Genomic DNA, 16585 nt, shown 5'->3' on the forward strand with positions numbered 1-16585 from the left:
CGGGTCGGTTCGCGCCGCGGGTCCGGGGGTCAGTGCTTGCCGGCCCGGCGCCTGGGCTTGAGGGTGGTCACGCCCTCGGCGAGGCGACGGGCGGTGACCAGGAACGCGGTGTGGCCCTGGATGCGGTGCTCGGGTCGGACCGCCAGGCCCACGACGTGCCAGCCCCGGTTGATCGACTCCCACGCCCGCGGCTCCGTCCAGCACTCCTGGCGACGCAGGGCCTCCACGACGTCGGACATCTGGGTGGTGGTGGCCACGTAGACCACGAGGACACCCCCGGGGACCAGGACGTCGCGCACCGTGGGCAGGCAGTCCCAGGGGGCGAGCATGTCCAACACCACGCGGTCGACCTGTCCACCGAGTGCCTCCACGGAGGCCTCCGCGAGATCGGCGACACGCAGGTCCCAGTTCTCGGGGTGCTCGCCGTAGAAGGTCCGGACGTTGCGTTCGGCGTGCTCGGCGTGGTCCTCGCGGATCTCGTACGACAGGACCCGGCCCCCGGGGCCCACCGCGCGCAGCAGTGAACAGGTCAGGGCACCGGAACCCGCCCCGGCCTCGAGCACACGTGCGCCGGGGAACACATCGCCCTCGTGGACGATCTGTGCGGCGTCCTTGGGGTAGATCACCTGGGCCCCGCGCGGCATCGACAGGACGTAGTCGGTGAGAAGCGGGCGCAGCGCGAGGTAGTCGGCGTCCCCGGAGGACCTGACGATCGACCCCTCGGCTGCTCCGATCAGATCGTCGTGCCGGACCGCGCCGTGGTGGGTGAAGAACTCCGCTCCCGCGGCCAGGACGACGGTGTACTTGCGTCCCTTGGTATCGGTGAGCTGGACGCGGTCGCCGACGACGAACGGGCCGGATCGCTGCACGGTGGACCTCCAGGGGACGGCGGCCGGTTGTCCGACCGGTTGTCTACCCTGCCAGGTGTGACGGATCCCCTGGAAATCGGACGCGGCGGTGCTCCGGATGGCGTGCCCCCGCCGGAGCGCAGGCCCCTGGCGTTGTCGGCGTCGCGTGCCGCCGACTTCAGGCAGTGCCCCCTGCTCTACCGGCTCAAGGCGATCGACAGGATCCCGGAACCGAAGACCCGCGCCCAGGTCCTGGGCACCGTCGTGCACTCGGTGCTCGAGGACCTGTACGCACTGGAGCAGTCCGAGCGCGCCCCGGAACGCGCTGCGGAACTCGTGCCCACCGCGGTGGAACTCTTCTACGAGGGCGGGGGCGCCGAGGTGGTGCCGCTCAGCGGGAGGGCGGAGTTCCAGACGGAGGTCGCCGCCCTGGTATCCGCGCTCTACGGGATCGAGGATCCCCGGCGCTTCTCCCCCGCGGCGTGTGAGCAGTATCTCGTCACCTCGACCGCGTCCGGTACCCCGCTCCACGGCTACCTGGACAGGGTGGACGTGGCGCCGACCGGCGAGGTCAGGGTGGTCGACTACAAGACAGGCAAACCGCCCCGTCCGCGCTATCAGGACCAGGCGATGTTCCAGATGCGGTTCTACGCCCTGATGTACCAGCGCACCCACGGTGTGGTGCCCGCGCAGCTCAAGTTGATCTACCTCAGGAACGGCAGCTGGCTCACCCTGACCCCCGATCTCGCGGCGCTCACCGAGACGGAGTCCCAGCTCGACTCGCTGTGGGCGGAGATCGAGCGGGCGGGTGAGACCGGGATCTTCCCCCCACGTACCTCCCGGCTGTGCGACTGGTGCAATCATCAGGCGTTGTGCCCGGCGTACGGGGGGACCCCGCCCGAGTACCCGGGCTGGCCGGGGCGTCGCGTGATACCTCTCGAGGTCACGAACCCCGCAGCGGGGCACGCCGGACCGAGGAGCACATCATGACGGAGGCCTACTTCGAGCCGTTGGGCACTGATGACGGCTGGGAGGTCTTCCGGGCGACCCCGCACACGGTGAGCGCCTGGGGTCCGGACCTGCAGCACGGATCCCCGCCCTCGGCCGTGCTCACCCGCGCGATGGATCGTCTCGAACGGGCGGAGTCGACCAGGATCGCTCGCGTCACCGTGGACCTGCTCGGGCCCGTGCCGCTGGGCGAGGTCCGCACCCGGGCCCGCATCGTCCGTCCCGGTCGCCGGATCCAACTGCTCGAGGCGGAACTCGAGGCGGGGGGACGGATCGTCGCCAGAGCGAGCGCCTGGCGGATGTCCGTCGGCGACACCGCCGTGGTCGAGCAGACGGCAGACCGCCCGCGCGAGCTCCCGGAGGTGGATCACGACAGTGAATTCTTCGACCGGTGGACCAGTGGCTACATCGACTCGCTGGAGATCCGCGGTGCGAAGGACGGGGTCGTCTGGGCCCGTCCCACTCTCCCTCTGGTCTCCGGTGAGGAGATGACGCCCGTGGAGCGGGTCATGGCGGTGGCCGACATCGCGAACGGTGTCGGGGCCGTTCTCGAACCCGACGAATGGCGGTTCCTCAACACGGACCTGGTCACCCATCTGCACCGGCGTCCCGTCGGCGAGTGGATCGGGGTCACCGCGGACGCCTCGATCGGCCCCGACGGCGTCGGGGCCACCTCCGGCACCCTCTACGACGAGGTGGGCGCGATCGGGCACACGCTTCAGGCTCTCCTGGTGGAACGGGTCTGAGCGGGACTGATCGGAACCGAGCGAGCCGCACGGGCGGGTAGGACTGGCGGGCTCACCCCATGCGGCAGGACCGGATGTCCGTGGCGATGACGGCTTTGGCGCCGGCGGCGACGAGCTCGTCCATGATCGAGTTGACCTTCTTGCGCGGGACCATCGACCGGACCGCCACCCATGCCGGATCGGCCATCGGGGAGACCGTGGGGGACTCGATCCCCGGGGTGATCGCCGAGACCGAGTCGAGGATCTCCCTGGGGCAGTCGTAGTCCAGCATCATGTACTGCTGGGCGAAGACGACGCCCTGGAGACGCGCCCTCAGCTGGGCCATCGCGGGAGTGATCGCCTCGCCCGTACGCGAGATCAGCACCCCCATCGAGTCGCACAGGACCTCCCCGAACGCCTCCAGACCGTGCACCTTGAGAGTGCGACCGGAACCCACCACGTCGGCGATGCAGTCGGCCACCCCGAGCTGGATGGAGATCTCCACCGCGCCGTCGAGTCGGATGACCTCGGCATCGATCCCCCGCCTCTCGAGGTCCTGCCGGACGATGTTGGGGTACGACGTCGCGATGCGGGCCCCCGCCAGGCGGTCCGAGGTCCACCCGCTGCCCGCCGGGCCGGCGTACCGGAAGGTGGAGTGTCCGAATCCCAGATCGAGGAGCTCGTCCACCGCCGCCATCGAGTCCATACTCAGGTCCCTGCCGGTGATCCCCAGCTCGAGGCGGCCGGAACCCACGTAGACGGCGATGTCCTTGGGCCGCAGGAAGAAGAACTCGACATCGTTCTCACGGTCGATCAGCGTGAGATCCTTGCTGCCCTCAGTACGTCGGCGGTACCCCGCCTCGGACAGCATCTCGGAGGCGGACTCGGACAGGGCGCCCTTGTTGGGCACTGCGACACGCAGCATGGTGGTGGCTCCAGGACTCGGTGCGGGCGGGGTGACTGCGGTGGCGGCTAGAGATGCCGGTAGACGTCCTCGAGACCGAGTCCGCGCTTGAGCATCATGACCTGGGTCCAGTAGAGGAGCTGCGAGATCTCCTCGGCCAGTTCCTCGTCCGACTGGTACTCGGCCGCGATCCACACCTCGCCCGCCTCTTCGTTGACCTTCTTGCCCAGATGGTGCACGCCCTTGTCGAAGGCTGCGACGGTGCCGGAGTCCTCGGGACGCGCGGCGATGCGCTCGGACAGCTCGGCGAACAGGGAGTCGAAGGTCTTCACGCGCCCGATTCTCCCACAGCCACGCCCAGTGGCGTTCCCGAGGTGAGGGCGGCGAGACCGGACGCGGTCACGCCGGCCAGGCTCGGGTGGGTGTGTGCCCCGGCCACGTCCGGCTGTCCGTCGGTGGACGGAACATAGAGGACCCGGCACCCCGCGGTGACCGCGGCGGTGGCCCCGGTGACCGAGTCCTCGACCGCCACGGCGGCCGTCGCCTGGACCCCGAGCCGCGAGCAGGCCAGCAGATAGGGGTCGGGAGCCGGCTTGGGGTCGACCACCATGCACCCCGTCACCACCACATCGAATCGCGAACGGTCGATGAACTCCAGCGGAACCGTGGCGACATCCGCGGTTGTGTTGGTCACCAGGGCCACCGGGGCGTTCGTCGACGCGAGGTCATCCAGCAGTTCCTCGGCGCCCGGCCGCCACCGCATATCGGACCGCATGAGCTCGGTGACCCGCGAGTTCAGCCTGCGGGCCAGTCGATCGAACTCGGCCCCCTCGATGGTCCGCCCCGTGTACTCGCCGAGGATCGCGAAGAATCCCGGGAGCGAGTTCCCCAGCGTCCGTTCGCGGGTCGCCTCGTCGAGCGGTCGTCCCAGGTACTCCGCGAGCTCGTAGACGGCGATGTCCCACAGTCGCTCGGTGTCGACGAGAGTGCCGTCCATGTCGAGACACACGGCGGCGGGGACCTGATCGGGCGAAATGCTGGTCACGGCCTACTGTCTACCCGACATGGGGAGACCGGGGGTACCGTGACCGGTCCCGTTGGCCTCCCCGCCGACCGCCGCTCAGTGGCAGGTGCCTGCCGGGACGAGGAAGCGCTCGGTATGGGTGGCGGAGGCGAACGGTACGACCGACCCGGGGGCGAAGGTCGGTAAGGCGGACTTGCTGGTGGTGATGGTGACCGCCAACCGCCCGTGGCCGGTGAACACACCGCCGATGCCGACTTCGGGTCCGGTCGACTGGACGGTGTGCACCCCCCTGGTATCGGTATCGATGTTGTGCCACTCCACCGTCGCCGAGTTGAACGGCAGCAGGGTGGCCGAGAAGTCGAACGAGCCGACGGGCTGGTCGAGGTCCCTGGCGTTCGCGCTCAGCGCCTGGTGGAAACGCTCGTCGCCGCCCAGCCTGCAGGTGGTGAAGGCGCCGAAGCGAATGGTGTGCTCACCGCCCAGCGGGTACGGCATACGGACATCCCAGGCGGGCGACTCGCGCCATACCTGCGCTGACGCCACAGGGGATCCGATCGCCGCCCCTCCCCCGGCGAGCAGGGTCGCCGCACAGGTGAGCGCAACTGACCGACGGATGATACTCATGACAGTCTCCTCGACGACTACGGCTCTCGGGCGGTCCCCGGGGCACACGGCCTTACCGGGTTATCGGTGCGGGCGGGCAGGATGTTAGTCGCGTCACCGTCGCCGGGCGGTCCGTGCCTCCAGTGGTTCGGTCGGCCGTACGTCGAAGTCGCTGAGCTTGTGCGGTGCGATCACGACGCGTGCCGAGTTGAGGATCGCGAGGACGTCGATGACCTCCTGTGCGATCGCCCCGGCGAGAGGGCTGAGGAGGCCGAAGACCGCGAGAAGCATCCCGATCACGGAGGCGGCCATCCCACCCAACGCCGACTGCAGAGCGATCCGACGCATACGCGCCCCTATATGGAGGAGGTCGTCGAGTCGCTCCAGAGAGGAGTCCAGCACCACGGCGTCGGCGGCCTCGGCGGTCACGTCGGACGTGGAACCGAAGGCGACCCCGGCCGAGGCGGCCGTCATAGCGGGCGCGTCGTTGATCCCGTCGCCGAGGTACAGGGTGGGACCCGCCGACGTGCGCTCGCGGACGATCGCGAGTTTCCCCTCGGGAGTGACCCCGCCGTAGACCTCGGTGATACCCACCCGGTCCGCCAACCGGCGGACCTCGGCCTCACGGTCACCGGAGATGATCATCATCCGTGTGACTCCGTGTGCGCGCGGGAGATGCGCGATGAAGTCAGCCGCGGTTGCCCGCGGTTCGTCACGGAATCGGAGGACCGCGGCGTACCGGTCGTCGACGAGGACGACCGCCTCCATCCCCGTCTCGGATCCCGGGAGCAGGCTGGACGCGCCCGGATCGACCTCGGCGAGCCCGCGACGGTTGGTCAGGCGGACCACGCGTCCACCCACCTCGCCGACCAGTCCGGCGCCGGGCCTCTCCGCGACGGAGGTGGTGGCCTGGGTCCCGAGGTTCCGTTCGGCTGCCGCGTCGATGACGGCTCTGGCGAGCGGGTGGCGGGAGTACGCCTCGATCGCCGCCGCCGCGGCGAGCACCTCGTCGGGATCCATCCCGGGCCTCGCGACGATCTCCGTGAGGACCGGACGCCCATAGGTCAGCGTGCCGGTCTTGTCGAACATCATCGTCTCGACGCGTCCGACGTTCTCGAGCATCGCCGGATTCCGGATGATGATGCCCCGCTTGGCGGCCAGCGAGATGGAACCGATGATCGCGACGGGGACGCCGATGAGGAGCGGGCACGGGGTCGCAACCACGACCACCGCGAGGAAACGGGTCGGATCTCCGGAGAACGCCCAGCCGAGGATGCCCAGCGCCAGCGCGATCAGCGTGTACCAGGCGCCGAGGCGATCGGCGAGACGACGCATCGGGGGCCGGTTCTCCTCCGCCTCCCGCAGCACGCCGACGATCTGCGCATAACGGGAATCCGCCGCCACCCGGTGGGCGCGGACGGTCAGTGGTGATTCGCCGTTGATAGCGCCGGAGAGCACCTGCGCCCCTGGTGTCTTGGGGACGACGTACGGCTCGCCGGTGAGGTACGACTCGTCCATCGCGCCTCTGCCCTCCGCCACCTCGCCGTCGACGGGGCACAGTTCGTGGGGCAGGACGAGCAGAAGGTCACCGACCAGCACGTCATCGGCAGGGAGGTCGTCGATGCCCTCGGTCGCCGTGTCCCCGCGGAGGCGGTGCGCGATCGTCGGGCTCCGTCGGGCGAGGGCGTCGAGAGTCGCCGATGCCCTGCGGGACGCCGCGGCCTCGAGCGCCTCTCCCCCGGACAGCATGAGGACGATGATCGCGGCCACCAGCCACTCGGAGAGCAGGACCGCGGTGACGATCGACACCGCGGCGAGCATGTCCGCTCCCCCGGCACTCTTCACCGCCGAGCGGACGACCCCGATGATGAGGGGGATCCCGCCGACCACCACCACGGCGACCAGCGGCGCGCGGATCACCCACTCCGTGATGTCGGAGACGTCGGGGTCGGTGAGCGCACGCGAGAGAAGATGGATCACGATCGCCAGGACGGTGGTCAGGGCGAGGACGCCCTGTCGAGAGCCAACGAACGTCCGCAGCGCCCCGCCCCGCCCCCAGTCCATCCACTCATCATCACCCGGCAGGGAAGCCCCCACCAGCCAGGAGAGGCTACCCTGGGCGCCCGGGTCACACGTTGAAGTACTTCGCCTCCGGGTGGTAGAGCACGAACGCGTCCGTCGACTGTTCGGGGTGGAGCTGCAACTCCTCCGAGAGTTCGACACCGATGCGCTCCGGCTCGAGCAGGTCCACCACGACCCGGCGCGACTCCAGGTCGGGGCAGGCGCCATAGCCGAAGCTGTAGCGGGCTCCCCGGTACTTGAGGTCGAAGTAGTCGTGGATGGTGTCGGGGTCCTCGTCGGAGACGGCGCCCTCGGGCAGGCGGAGTTCGTCGCGCACCCGCCGGTGCCAGAACTCGGCCAGCGCCTCGGTGAGCTGGACCGACAAACCGTGGACCTCGAGGTAGTCGCGGTAGTTGTCCGCAGCGAACAGCTCATTGGCGAAGTCCGCGATCGGCGTCCCCATGGTGACGAGCTGGAAGGGCAGCACGTCGACGGTCCCCTCGGCCTCACAGCGCTCCCTGGAGGCGAGGAAGTCCGGGATGCTCAGGAACCGGCCCCGCTGTTGGCGGGGGAAGGAGATCCGGTGCAACACCTCGGCGTCCGGGCGCGGCTCGGCCAGGACACAGATGTCCTGGCCCTCCGAGTAGGCCGGGAAGTACCCGTACACCACGGCGGAGTGGGCCAGGATCCGCTCGGTGGTGAGCCGGTCGATCCATGACCGCATGCGTGGTCGTCCCTCGGTGGCGACCAACTCGTCATAGTCGGGGCCGTCCCCGCTGCGGGTGCCGCGGAGTCCCCACTGCCCGAAGAACAGGGCGCGCTCGTCGAGGTGCCCGACATAGTCGGCCACCGGGATCCCCTTGGCGATGCGCGTCCCCCAGAAGGGCGGGGTGGCGATGGGCTGGTCCGCCGCGACGTCCGAACGCTCCGGGACCACGACGGGCTCGGCCTCGGCGGCCCTCTTGGCGGCGATCCGCTCGCTTCGGGCCCTCCGCTCGCGCCGTTCCGCGGCCTTGGCCGACGCGTCCGAGGACTCCGCCATGGGGACGCCGGTCCGCTTGGCCGTCATGACCTCGTCCATGAGGCGCAGTCCCTCGAAGGCGTCCCGGGCGTAGAACACCTCACCCTCGTACATCCCGGCGAGGTCCACCTCGACGTAGGCACGCGTGAGGGCCGCACCACCCAGGAGAACGGGGTAGTCGCCGGCGATGCCCTCCGAGTTGAGTTCCGCGAGGTTGTCCTTCATCACCACGGTCGACTTCACCAGGAGACCGGACATGCCGATCACGTCGGCCTTGTGCTCCCGGGCCGCCGAGATGATGTCGGCGATCGGCTGCTTGATTCCGATGTTCACCACGTCGTACCCGTTGTTGGACAGGATGATGTCCACCAGGTTCTTGCCGATGTCGTGGACATCGCCCTTGACCGTCGCCAGGACGATACGACCCTTGCCGTCCTCGTCGCTGGCCTCCATGTGGGGTTCCAGATGCGCGACCGCGGTCTTCATGGTCTCGGCCGACTGCAGGACGAACGGCAGTTGCATCTGGCCGGAGCCGAACAGCTCGCCTACCGTCTTCATGCCGCTGAGCAGGTGGGTGTTGATGATCTCGAGCGGGGGGATCTCCTCCATCGCCGCGTCGAGGTCGGCCTCGAGGCCCTTGCGTTCCCCGTCGACGATCCGCGCGGACAGCCGATCCATGAGCGGCATCGCGGCGAGTTCGGCCGCCCTGGCGTCCTTGGTGCTGGCCGTCGACACACCGTCGAACAGCTCCATGAAGACCTGGAGGGGGTCGTACCCCTCCTTGCGGCGGTCGTAGACGAGGTCCAGCGCGACCTCACGTTGACGCTCGTCGATCTTGCTCATGGGCAGGATCTTGGAGCTGTGCGCGATCGCACTGTCCAGACCGACCTGGATGCACTCGTGCAGGAACACGGAGTTGAGAACCTGTCGCGCGGCGGGGTTGAGGCCGAACGAGATGTTGGACAGGCCCAGGGTGGTATGGATCCTGGGGTGCGATTCGGTGAGTCTGCGGATCGCCTCGATGGTCTCGATCCCGTCCCGCCTGACCTCCTCCTGACCGGTGGAGATGGGGAAGGTGAGGCAGTCGATGATGATGTCGTCCTCGGCGATCCCCCAGTTCTCGGTGAGATCGGTGATGATCCGCTCCGCGATCGCGACCTTGCGGTCGGCGGTGCGTGCCTGGCCCTCCTCGTCGATGGCCAGCCCGACCACCGCGGCGCCGTGGCGCGAGACCAGTTCCATGATCTTCTGGAAGCGCGACTCCGGGCCGGCCCCGTCCTCGTAGTTGACCGAGTTGACCGTGCACCGTCCCCCCAGGTGCTCCAGGCCGGTCCGGATGACCTCGGGCTCGGTCGAGTCGAGCATGATCGGCAGGGTGGACGAGGTCGCCAGACGCCCGGCCAGCTCGGCCATGTCCCCCGACCCGTCCCTGCCCACGTAGTCCACGCAGAGGTCGATCATCTGCGCCCCGTCACGCATCTGCTCCTTGGCGATGTCCATGCAGGTGTCCCAGTCGGCGGCGAGCATCGCCTCCCGGAACCGCTTCGACCCGTTGGCGTTGGTGCGCTCGCCGATCATGAGGATGCCGGCGTCGGCCCGCAGGGGGGTCGAGGTGTAGAGGGAGGCGACGGCGTTGACGGGTTCGACCCGCCGTTCGGCCTTCGACCGCGACCTCACCTCGTCCCTCAGCCGCGTGATGTGCTCGGGGGTGGTGCCGCAGCAGCCACCGACCATCGACAGCCCGAACTCGGAGACGAAGTCGGCCACCTGGGGGCCGAACGCCTCGGCGCCGAGTGGGTAGACGGCGCCGTGTTCACCCAGTTCGGGGAGGCCGGCGTTGGGCATCACCGAGACGGGGACACCGGCGTGCTGGGTGAGGTAGCGCAGGTGCTCGATCATCTCGGCCGGTCCGGTGGCGCAGTTGAGGCCGATCATGTCGATCCCGAGCGGTTCGAGAGCGGTCAGAGCTGCTCCGATGTCGGAGCCCAGGAGCATGGTCCCGGTGGTCTCGATGGTCACGTGTGTGATGATCGGCAACCGGCGCCCCGCGGCCGCCATCCCGTCCTGGCACCCGAGCACGGCTGCCTTGACCTGGAGCAGGTCCTGGCTGGTCTCCACCAGGAACGCGTCCGCCCCGCCCCGCGCCAGCCCCTCCGCCGCGCGGGTGTAGGCCTCCCGCATCTCCTCGAACGTGCTCTGCCCGAGCGAGGGCAACTTGGTCCCTGGCCCGAGGGAACCCAGCACCATCCGGGGGGTCCCGTCCTCGGACGGACCCATCTCGTCGGCGACGCTCCGGGCGATCGCCGCACCCTTCTCGGCCAACTCGCCGATGCGGTCGACGATGTCGTAGTCCCCGAGGTTGGACAGGTTGCACCCGAAGGTGTTGGTCTCGACCAGATCCGCGCCGGCCTCGAAGAACGCGCGGTGGATGTCCGCCACGACGTCGGGTCGGGTGGCGTTGAGGATCTCGTTGCACCCCTCCAGGCCGAGGAAGTCCGCATCGACGTCGAGGTCGACGGCCTGCAGCATCGTGCCCATCGCCCCGTCGCTGATCAGCACTCGCCGACGGGCGGCGTCCAACAGGGGCGAATCGAAATCGGCAGACATGGCCCCAGTGTATGGGTGCCCCGGAAGTCGCCGTCCGTAGGCTGTACGGATGACTGTCGAATGGACCCCCGACGGGCCTCTCGATCTCGAGAGCCCCGTCATGATCGTGGCCTTCGAGGGCTGGAACGACGCCGCCGACGTGGCCACCGGCACGGTCGAGCACCTCGCCCTGACGTGGGAGGCGCGGCAGATCGCTGAGATCGGTGGCGACGAGTTCTTCGACTACCTCGACCAGAGACCGACGGTCCGGCACTCACAGGGGGTGTCGAGGTCGGTCGAGTGGCCGCAGATCCTGGTGTCCGTGTGCCGACCGGACGGGGTCGACCACGACGTCCTGCTGGTCCGCGGTCCCGAACCCGGCCTGAAGTGGCGCCGGTTCGCCTCCGAGTTCGTGGACCTCGTCGACACGCTGGCGGTCACCGAGGTGGTGTTGCTGGGTGCCTACCTGGCCGATGTCCCCCACACCCGCCCGGTTCCCCTCACCGGGACGGCGTTCAACCGCCAACGGATCGCCGACATGGGAGTGCGGGCGTCCGACTACGAGGGACCCACCGGGATGACCGGTGTCCTCCAGCAGCTCCTCACCGAGGCCGGTGTCCCGACGGTGAGCCTGTGGGCGGGTGTCCCGCACTACGTGGCCGCCCCACCCAACCCGCGCGGCACCGAGGCCGTCCTGTCCTGGCTTGCGGGCACTCTCGGGGTGGCCGTCCCGATGGATGCGTTGCGGGTGCAGTCCCGCACGTGGGTGGCGAAGGTCGACGCCGCGGCCGGCGAGGACGAGGACCTGCGCGACTACATCCAGTCCCTCGAGGACCGGATGGACGAGGAGAACGGGGTCGGCGCGGGGGTGGATCCCGAGCCCGACCGTGGGCGGGTCGCCGACGGTGAGACGATGCCGCTGGTCGACGGCGACTCGATCGCCGCCGAGTTCGAGCGCTTCCTGAGAGGAGACCGGGACGAGCCCGACACCGGCCAGGTGTGATGTTCGGCTGGAGCGGCCCCGGGACGGCCGTCAGGTGGCGGGGGCGAGGCCGAGCAGGGCGTCGAGGGCGATCGCGACGGAGGATCCGGCGGACGGGTCCGACTCGTCGCCGGCCAGGGTCGCCTCCGCCCAGTCGTCGACCGCGGCCAGGGCGCCAGGGGTGTCGAGGTCGTCGGCGAGCCGGTCGCGCACCGTGGCGATGGTCGCGGCCGAGTCGGCGCCCGCTTCCCGAGCGATCGCACGGAACCACCTCTCCCACCGGGAGCGGGCCTCCGCGAGCAGCTCCTCCGACCATGACCGGTCCGTCCGGTAGTGCCCGGCGGCCAGTGCGAGCCGGATCACCGCCGGGTCCACCCCCTGGTCGCGCAGAGTCCTGACCCGCACGAGATTGCCCAGCGACTTGCTCATCTTGACCCCGTCGAGGCCGATCATCGCCGCGTGCACGTAGAAGCGCGCGAACGGTGAGCGGCCGGTCGCGGCCTCCGCGTGGGCTGCGGAGAACTCGTGGTGTGGGAACGCGAGATCGCTTCCCCCGCCCTGGATGTCGAACTCCATTCCCAGCCTGTTGCGTGCGATGGCAGAACACTCGATGTGCCAGCCCGGCCTGCCCGCTCCCCAGGGTGAGGGCCAGGACGGCTCCCCGGGCCGTGCCACCCGCCACAGCAGCGCGTCCAGCGGGTGCTCCTTCCCGGGACGGTCGGGGTCCCCGCCGCGCTCGGCGAAGGCGTCGGCCATCTGCGCCGCGTCATACCCCGACTCGTACCCGAACGCCGGGGTGGACCGGTGGCGGTAGTAGACGTCGGGGTAGCCGTCGACCCCCGGGTCGATCGTGTAGGCGTGGCCGCCGTCGACGAGTTCGGCGACCATCTCCACGACCTCGCCCACGGTCTCCGTGGCGGCCACGTAGTCGCGTGGGGGGAGCACACGGAGTGCCTGCATGTCGGCGCGGAAGAGGTCGGTCTCGCGATCGCCGAGTTCCCTCCAGTCCACGCCGTCGCGCTCGGCGCGCTCGAACAGCGGGTCGTCGACGTCCGTGGTGTTCTGGACATAGTGCACCTCGTGCCCGGCGTCCAGGAGGAGCCGGTACACCAGGTCGAAGGTCAGGTACGTCGCGGCGTGACCGAGGTGGGTGGTGTCGTAGGGGGTGATGCCACAGACGTACATCCCCGCGACGGGCCCGGCGGACACCTCGCGGATCCCGCCACTCGCGGTGTCGAACAGTTTCAGCGGGGCGCCGTCGCCGGGTACGGCGGGGACGACGGGCGGGGGCCACGAGTGCATGCGGCCGAGTCTAGATACCGCGGGATATCAGAAGAGCGGCCAGGGTAACGGGTACCCCGGCCCCGGCGCGGGGAACACCTCCCCCTCCACCAGCGCGGCGACCCGCTCCTCCAGCGCGCGGACCTCGCCGGGTGCGAGCAGGTCTCTCAGAGCGCCCGCCAGGGGGCCGTCCCCGGCCAGGCCGTCGCGCACCGTCTCGAGGGCCTCGAGATCCTCCGGTGGCAGGGGCTGGCCCGCCCACCCCCACAGGACGGTGCGCAGTTTGTCCTCGGTGTGGAAGGACAGGCCGTGGTCGATCGCCCAGATCTGACCGGAGGTGTCGACCAGGACGTGACCGCCTTTGCGGTCGGCGTTGTTGACGACGAGATCGAACAGCGCGATGCGGCGGAGTCGGTCGTCGAGAGCGTGCGCCACCACCACCTCCTGTCCTCCCGAACCCTGGCCACGCAGCACCGCCACGCGGCCGGGAGGCAGGGCGTCGACGGAATGCACGTCGACCGGGTCGTGGCCGGGAGTCTCGGTCCGGTCGATCTCGTCGACCCACCGTTGCGCCATCCCCGGGCCGCCCGGGCCGTGCGCCCCCACCGTCTCCGGCACCAGGTCCCACCCCAGCGCGACGGACACCGTGTACGCCGCGATCTCCCGGGCCGCCAGGCTGCCGTCGGGGAAATCCGTGAGGGGGCGCTCTCCCGCCGAGGGCTTGTAGACCCAGTGTTCACCCAGTGTGTCCACGCAGCGGTACACCGCGTTGCTGCCCGAGGGGATCCGGTGCAGAACGGTGAGTTCGGGGCCCGGCGGGCGGGCGGTCACGGATCGACGAGGTCGGCGAGCGCCTCACCGGAACGAGGGAGGTACCCGTTGAGGCGGATGCACAAGTGTCCCGTCGTGTCGATCGGCTCCCCGCACAGCGGGCACGGGGCACGGCCGGCGGAGACCACCTTCTCGCTGCGCAGGACGAACTGCCGTGCCCGTTGCGGGGTCAGGAACACGCGGAGCGCGTCGGGGGCGTCCTCGGCATCCGAGAGGACGACCGACTCGTCGGTGGCGGCGGGGTCCGCCGCGAGCAACTCCACGACGATCTGGCTCTTCTCCCCGTCCCAGCCCAGGCCCATCGTCCCCACCTGGAACTCCGCGTCGACGGGCATCTCCAGTGGCGCGAGATCGTCCACGACGCCCGCGGCCGGGGGGACGGGGACATCGGACTTCGCGGCGATCTCGTCGAGGAGGTCGCCCATCCGCTCGGAGAGGATCTGGGCCTGCTGCTTCTCGCACCGGACGGAGACGGTCCGGCCTCCACCCGTGGCCTGCACGAAGAACACGCGCTCGCCGGGCTGGCCGATCGTGCCCACCACGAACCTCGCCGGGTCGCGGAACTCGTGGACTTCCCTGCTCATGCCGGTCGTCTCCTCGGTGCTGTGCTGTGAAGTGTACTGCCGGGTGGTGCCGGGCGGTCCTGGGCGGAGGTGCGGTTCACAAGGGTACGTTCCCGCCCGGCACCGCGTCCGAGCTGGCGTCGCCCGCGGTGGCCCGGCCCACGTGTCCGGCGGGTTCCCCCCGGAGACTCGCCAGGTCCCCGCCGGTGTCGTTGACCCGGAGGACGAACGGCCGGTGAGGTGTGTAGCGCACCACCGACACCGATCCCGGTTCGACCACTATGCGCTGGAAGTGGTCGAGGTGCATTCCGTACGCGTCGGCGATCACCGACTTGATCACGTCCCCGTGGCTGCACGCCACCCAGAGGACGTCGCGGCCCGCGTCCTCCGCCAGGCGTCGGTCATGTGCCCGGACGGCAGAGACCGCGCGGGTGGCCATCTCCGCGAGGGATTCGCCCTCCGGGAAGACGGCCGAGGAAGGATGCTGCTGCACCACCGACCACATGTGTTCCGACGCGAGCTCGCTCAGGGCCCGTCCGGTCCACGACCCGTAGTCGACCTCGACCAGGCCCTCGTCCACGACCGGCTCCACCCCGAACGCGGCGGCCAACGGCTCGACCGTCTCCCGGCAGCGCATGAGCGGCGACCGGACGACCGCTTCGACGGGCAGCCCCGCCAGGCGTCGACAGAGGTCCTGCGCCTGCGTGCGGCCCGTCTCGTCGAGCGCGACCCCGGAGGTACGGCCGGCCAGTGTGAGGGCGGTGTTGGCGGTGGAGCGGCCGTGGCGCAGGAGGATGACGGTCATGACGGCAGGTTACCGAGGCCGCGCCGTATCCGTGGTGCGGTCAGGTCGCGGGGATCGTGCCGGTGGACAGCAGGACGATCACGACCAGACCGAGGATGATGCGGTAGCCGGCGAACCAGGCCAGGGAGTGCTTCTGGACGAAGCGTAGGAGCCAGGCGATGGCGATGTATCCCAGCACGAACGCGATCACCGATCCCACGACCAGCTGGATCCCGGTGGCGGACTGCCCCACGGACGGCTCGAAGGCGTCGGGGAGGCTGAACAGTCCCGAGGCCAACACCGCCGGGATGGCCAGCAGGAAGGAGAACCGTGCGGCGGCTTCGCGGGACATGTTGAGGAACAGGCCCGCGGAGATGGTGCCGCCCGACCGGCTGACGCCGGGGATGAGGGCCAGGCACTGGGCCAGGCCCATGACCACGGCGTCCTTGAACCTCAGACCCTCGAGCGACTGGCCGTCGACCGGGCGGTCCTGCCTTCCGACCTTCTCCGCGATCAGGAACACGAACGAGAACGCGATGAGGACGATCGCCGTGATCCACAGATTCCGGGCCGCGTCCCGGATGAGGTCCTTGCCGAGGAACCCGATCACCGCGATGGGGATCGACCCGATGATGACGTACCACCCGAGGCGGTAGTCCGGGTCGTCGCGGTGTCCGGCGTCGAACACGCCCCGGAACCAGGCGACGACGATCCGCACGATGTCCTTGAAGAAGAACACCAGAACGGCCGCCTCCGTGCCGAGCTGGACGACCGCCGTGAACGAGGCGCCCGCGTCCGACCCGAACATCCAGGTGGAGAAGATCCGAAGGTGCCCGGAGGACGAGACCGGCAGGAACTCCGTGATCCCCTGGATCACGGAGAGCACGACCACCTGGAGCCAGGACATGCCGTCCGCGGCGGGGGCGGCCAGGACCGTCGGGTTCACGGGCGCTGCTTTCTGTCGGGGACCGTGGGCACGGGAGCGGGTGGTCCCCGCACCGCCGTGAGGGTAGTCGCCCGGACCTGGACGGAGACTGAGGACCCGCGTGAGGGACACTGTGGGCACGTCGAAAGGAACACCGTGCCCCTTCGTGCCCACCGCCGCACCGCGGTCACCGCCGCCGTCATCTCCCTCGTCGTCGGGCTCGCCGGTTGCGCGTCGACCACCGGCCAACTGGAGGACTACACCGGGATCGAGCAGGGGAACGCCAGCCCGGCCCCCGCGCCGTCGGCCGCCGACCCCGAGGGTGGCGAGGTCGTCCCGGCGCCGGGATCCGTGTCCTCACTTGTCGCCGTGGGCGACCGGGTGCTGGCACAGGTCGACGGCCCACCGGCCCTGGAGATCGCCCGGGTGGACGGCATCC

Annotated in this window: 15 protein-coding genes and 1 pseudogene; 4 read left to right on the forward strand and 12 right to left on the reverse strand. The window is 69.9% G+C overall.

Annotated features, from left to right (window positions below):
• Positions 1-29 precede the first annotated feature (29 nt).
• Entirely contained in the window at positions 30-869 is an 840-nt protein-coding gene (locus G6019_RS00165; RefSeq protein WP_107756450.1) for a tRNA (adenine-N1)-methyltransferase, read from the reverse strand.
• Between the two features lie 57 nt (positions 870-926).
• Here G6019_RS00165 and G6019_RS00170 point away from each other — a divergent pair, with 57 nt between their 5' ends.
• Together G6019_RS00170 and G6019_RS00175 are read left to right on the forward strand one after the other, a co-directional pair.
• Positions 927-1838, forward strand: coding sequence for a RecB family exonuclease (locus tag G6019_RS00170; protein WP_231750555.1), 912 nt, complete (start codon positions 927-929; stop codon positions 1836-1838).
• Complete coding sequence (locus G6019_RS00175) at positions 1835-2602, forward strand: thioesterase family protein (protein WP_182612873.1); 768 nt, start codon at positions 1835-1837, stop codon at positions 2600-2602. Before G6019_RS00170 ends, G6019_RS00175 begins: the two co-directional genes overlap by 4 nt.
• 52 nt (positions 2603-2654) lie before the next feature.
• Here G6019_RS00175 and hisG read toward each other — a convergent pair whose 3' ends face one another.
• From hisG to metH, 6 genes are all read right to left on the reverse strand, one after another.
• Positions 2655-3506: an ATP phosphoribosyltransferase gene (gene hisG / locus G6019_RS00180; RefSeq protein ID WP_182612874.1), complete on the reverse strand. Its 852-nt coding sequence runs from the start codon at positions 3504-3506 to the stop codon at positions 2655-2657.
• 47 nt (positions 3507-3553) lie between these two features.
• Positions 3554-3817 (reverse strand): phosphoribosyl-ATP diphosphatase, encoded by a 264-nt coding sequence (locus tag G6019_RS00185; RefSeq protein WP_017836748.1) that lies wholly within the window; start codon positions 3815-3817, stop codon positions 3554-3556.
• A complete protein-coding gene (locus G6019_RS00190) occupies positions 3814-4530 on the reverse strand; it encodes an HAD family hydrolase (RefSeq protein ID WP_107756453.1) in 717 nt (238 codons plus the stop codon). Before G6019_RS00190 ends, G6019_RS00185 begins: the two co-directional genes overlap by 4 nt.
• Positions 4531-4605: 75 nt before the next feature.
• Positions 4606-5133: a hypothetical protein gene (locus G6019_RS00195; protein ID WP_182626872.1), complete on the reverse strand. Its 528-nt coding sequence runs from the start codon at positions 5131-5133 to the stop codon at positions 4606-4608.
• A 93-nt stretch (positions 5134-5226) separates the two neighbouring features.
• Positions 5227-7176, reverse strand: coding sequence for a heavy metal translocating P-type ATPase (locus tag G6019_RS00200; protein ID WP_107756455.1), 1950 nt, complete (start codon positions 7174-7176; stop codon positions 5227-5229).
• Between the two features lie 64 nt (positions 7177-7240).
• Positions 7241-10801, reverse strand: a complete 3561-nt coding sequence (gene metH, locus G6019_RS00205; RefSeq protein WP_182612876.1) for a methionine synthase — start codon at positions 10799-10801, stop codon at positions 7241-7243.
• Positions 10802-10850: 49 nt separating this feature from the next.
• Here metH and G6019_RS00210 point away from each other — a divergent pair, with 49 nt between their 5' ends.
• Entirely contained in the window at positions 10851-11783 is a 933-nt protein-coding gene (locus tag G6019_RS00210; protein ID WP_107756456.1) for a PAC2 family protein, read from the forward strand.
• A gap of 30 nt (positions 11784-11813) precedes the next feature.
• Here G6019_RS00210 and mshC read toward each other — a convergent pair whose 3' ends face one another.
• The 5 genes from mshC to G6019_RS00235 form a co-directional block, all read right to left on the reverse strand.
• Positions 11814-13064 (reverse strand): cysteine--1-D-myo-inosityl 2-amino-2-deoxy-alpha-D-glucopyranoside ligase, encoded by a 1251-nt coding sequence (mshC, locus tag G6019_RS00215; RefSeq protein WP_182612877.1) that lies wholly within the window; start codon positions 13062-13064, stop codon positions 11814-11816.
• Positions 13065-13091: 27 nt separating this feature from the next.
• The gene (locus G6019_RS00220; protein WP_107756458.1) at positions 13092-13874 is read right to left on the reverse strand and encodes an SCO1664 family protein; all 783 of its coding nucleotides are present in this window, start codon (positions 13872-13874) and stop codon (positions 13092-13094) included.
• On the reverse strand, positions 13871-14458 hold the full coding sequence (locus G6019_RS00225) for a DUF3090 domain-containing protein (protein ID WP_107756459.1): 588 nt from the start codon (positions 14456-14458) through the stop codon (positions 13871-13873). The genes G6019_RS00220 and G6019_RS00225 overlap by 4 nt, the downstream gene beginning before the upstream one ends.
• A 76-nt stretch (positions 14459-14534) precedes the next feature.
• Positions 14535-15242 carry a histidine phosphatase family protein gene (locus G6019_RS00230; protein WP_107756460.1) on the reverse strand — a complete coding sequence of 236 codons (708 nt, stop codon included), beginning with the start codon at positions 15240-15242 and terminating at the stop codon, positions 14535-14537.
• Positions 15243-15282: 40 nt separating this feature from the next.
• Positions 15283-16128, reverse strand: a complete 846-nt coding sequence (locus tag G6019_RS00235; RefSeq protein WP_228549168.1) for an undecaprenyl-diphosphate phosphatase — start codon at positions 16126-16128, stop codon at positions 15283-15285.
• Positions 16129-16302: 174 nt separating this feature from the next.
• On the opposite strand from G6019_RS00235, the pseudogene G6019_RS00240 reads away from it, so the two are divergent.
• Positions 16303-16585, forward strand: a pseudogene (locus G6019_RS00240) (hypothetical protein); the annotation flags it as partial.

This window comes from Dietzia sp. DQ12-76, assembly GCF_014145045.1.
GTDB lineage: Bacteria > Actinomycetota > Actinomycetes > Mycobacteriales > Mycobacteriaceae > Dietzia.